This is a genomic window from Streptomyces sp. NPDC050549, assembly GCF_040655035.1.
GTDB lineage: Bacteria > Actinomycetota > Actinomycetes > Streptomycetales > Streptomycetaceae > Streptomyces.
The window spans coordinates 1-2,766 of record NZ_JBFAJD010000104.1; the positions used below are offsets into that span (position 1 = coordinate 1).

Annotated in this window: 3 protein-coding genes and 2 pseudogenes; all 5 read left to right on the forward strand. The window is 71.1% G+C overall.

Annotated features, from left to right (window positions below; all coding sequences use genetic code 11):
- Positions 1-139: pseudogene (locus AB0I51_RS48215) on the forward strand (alcohol dehydrogenase); the annotation flags it as partial.
- Positions 132-881, forward strand: a complete 750-nt coding sequence (locus AB0I51_RS48220) for a pyridoxamine 5'-phosphate oxidase family protein (protein ID WP_362985866.1) — start codon at positions 132-134, stop codon at positions 879-881. The pseudogene AB0I51_RS48215 and the gene AB0I51_RS48220, both read left to right, overlap by 8 nt.
- A gap of 40 nt (positions 882-921) precedes the next feature.
- Entirely contained in the window at positions 922-1,368 is a 447-nt protein-coding gene (locus AB0I51_RS48225; protein WP_362985868.1) for a pyridoxamine 5'-phosphate oxidase family protein, read from the forward strand.
- 227 nt (positions 1,369-1,595) lie between these two features.
- Positions 1,596-2,429, forward strand: a complete 834-nt coding sequence (locus AB0I51_RS48230; protein WP_362985870.1) for a universal stress protein — start codon at positions 1,596-1,598, stop codon at positions 2,427-2,429.
- A gap of 136 nt (positions 2,430-2,565) precedes the next feature.
- Positions 2,566-2,766, forward strand: a pseudogene (locus AB0I51_RS48235) (hypothetical protein); the annotation flags it as partial.

The window sequence follows — 2,766 nt, forward strand, 5'->3', positions numbered from 1 at the left end:
GGAGCGTATGGAGGAGGCGTACGAGGTCTTCGGCAAGGCCGCCGACACCGGTGCCCTCAAGGTCGTACTCGGCGGGACGCGGCACGAGGAAGTCGCCGTGCGCGCGGAAGAACGAGAGGACGTGACGAGCCATGCCTGACCCGTTCCCGCTGAGCGTGACCGAGGGATCGCCCGCCGGCGATCTCGGGCGCCGGATCTCCGCGCGGCGCTCGGCGCTCGGTCTCTCCCGGCAGGAGACGGCCGACCGGGCCGGCATGGCGGCTAGCTATGTCCAGTACCTGGAGGAGCATCCCGGTGCCGCCCCGAGCAGGAGCGCTCTCCTCAGGCTTGCCGAGGCCCTGAGCACCACCGTGACAGACCTCGCCGGAGGCGGCAGCGAACTGCAACCCGGCCCGGGCCGGGCCGCCTCCGACCCCGAGTTCACCGAGCTGACCGTCCAGGAGTGCCGGGAGCTGCTGTCGACACACGGGGTGGGCAGGGTCGCGGTACCCACCGTCTCCGGCCCCGTCGTCGTCCCCGTCAACTACAGCGTGGTCGACGGCGCGATCGTGTTCAGGACCGCTTCCGGCTCCACACCGTCCCAGGCGGCGGGCTGCCAGGTCGCCTTCGAGATCGACCGTTTCGACGACGTGTTCGGCGAGGGATGGAGCGTGCTGGCGCTCGGCCGGGCTCGGACCGTGACGGACACCGACGACGTACGGCACTTGACGGAGCGCGCGTTCAGCGAGCCGTGGGCCGGCGGGCGGCGTGAGGAATGGGTCCGCATCGATCCCCTGAGCCTCACCGGCCGTCGGATCGCGGCACGGCGAGGGACGGTCTCCGGCGCGAGTGGGACCGATGGCCCCTCTCCCGCGGGCCCCACGCGGCGAAACATGGAGTGACACCACAAACCCGTGCACAGGGCGAGAGACGGACTGGCTGATGTATTCCAACGACGGATTCCGCGAACTGGAACGACACGAGTGCCTGCGCCGGCTGGGGCAGGCACCCGTCGGCCGCATCGTGCACACCCGCCAAGCCCTGCCCGCCGTACTGCCCGTGAACTTCACTCTGGACCACGACGGCGCGGTGTTGCTGCGTACCTCCGCGGCCTCGGAGCTGGTGCGCGCGATCGACGGCTCGGTGGTCGCCTTCGAGGCCGACGAGGTCGATGCCGTCGCGCACTCCGGCTGGAGCGTCGTCGTGACCGGGCCGGCCACCGTGGTGACCGACCCGGCCGAGCACGAACGCATGGTCCGAACCGGCCCGCGTCCCTGGGTTCCCTCCTCCCGGGAGGTCTTCGTCCGGATCGAGCCCGAGCTGGTGACGGGACGTGAACTCGTGGGCGGGCGCTCGATGTACGGGGTGGATCTCAGCGGTGCGACCTGATGCCGGACTGCCCGGCGCAGACGCCATGGTCACCGTGCCGCGACAGGACGACGCCTGGACCGTACGGCCCCACAGGAAGGGGCCGTACGGCGTGTCGTCAGGTTCCTACGGCCCCTGACGGGGGCCGTCCGCGCAGGACGAGCATCGTCGCCGGAGCCGTTGTGCGCCATGGCGGCCCCTTCCCGCCGAACAGCGTGAGCACACAACAATCAGAAGGGAAAAGTGACATGACTCTTCATCATGTGGTCGTCGGAGTGGACGGTTCGCTGATCTCCGTGCGGGCCTTGGACCTGGCCGCGGACGAGGCCGCGCGGCGCGGCGCCGAACTGGCCGTCGTGTACGCCGTCGCCGACAGCGACGAGGCCGGACCGGTGCTGGCGTCCGCCCTCACGCGCGTCGGCGCACGCCACCCCGAGTTGACGGTACTGACCAGGGACGCCGTCGGCGGTCCGGTGCGCACGCTCGTGCGCGAGAGCGAGGGCGCGGCCCTCACCGTCGTGGGAACCCGGGGCATGGGCGGCATCGCCGGCCTGCTGTTCGGCTCGGTGAGCCTGCGGCTGGCCGCGCAGGTGCACAGCCCCTTGCTCGTCGTCCGCGGCGACCATCCGTGCGACGACGGACGGCCCGTCCTGCTCGGCCTGGAGGGCGACAGCGACCAGGACACGGCGCTCTACGCCTTCCAGGAGGCCGAGCGGCGCGGTGTCCCGCTGCACGTCCTGCACTCGTGGAGCCATCGGCACATCACCCCCGAACTGCCCTCGCTGGTCCCGGCGACGAGCCCCGGCCAGGAGCAACTCGCCCAGCGGGGAAGGGCGGAGGACTCCGTTCCGCGCTTCACCCTGTCCCGGTTGAGCGAACAGCACCCCGGTATCCGGGTCGAGAGCCGCACGGTCCGCACCGGCCCGGCGCACGCCCTGCTGGAGGCCACGCGCGACTGCGCCGTCGTGGTCGTCGGCGCGCACCACCGCGCCCACCGGTTCGGCCCGCGGCTGGGCCCGGTGGCACACACCCTGCTGCACCGCTCGCACTGCCCCGTGGTCGTCGTGCCCACCGCCAAGTGACCCTGCGGACAGGGACGTTCGGGCCCTCGACCGGGGACTTGCAGCCCCTCTGCCGCCGCTGTCCGCAGCGAGACATTGAGGGCGCAACGAAAGTCGTCGAATCCAACGCGTCGTTCCCTCGAAAGGGATGAGCATCATGGCAGTCCCCAACCAATCCCAACACCACCCGCGATTCCACTTCCCGTCCCTGCACCGGACCGGGACGGCACAGACCGCCACCGACACGACGGCGACGGCCACCTCGGTGCGTGCCTACGCGTTCGCGTCGCTGCGTCTGCTGACGGGGTTCGTCTTCCTGTGGGCGTTCCTGGACAAGACGTTCGGGTTCGGTTATGCC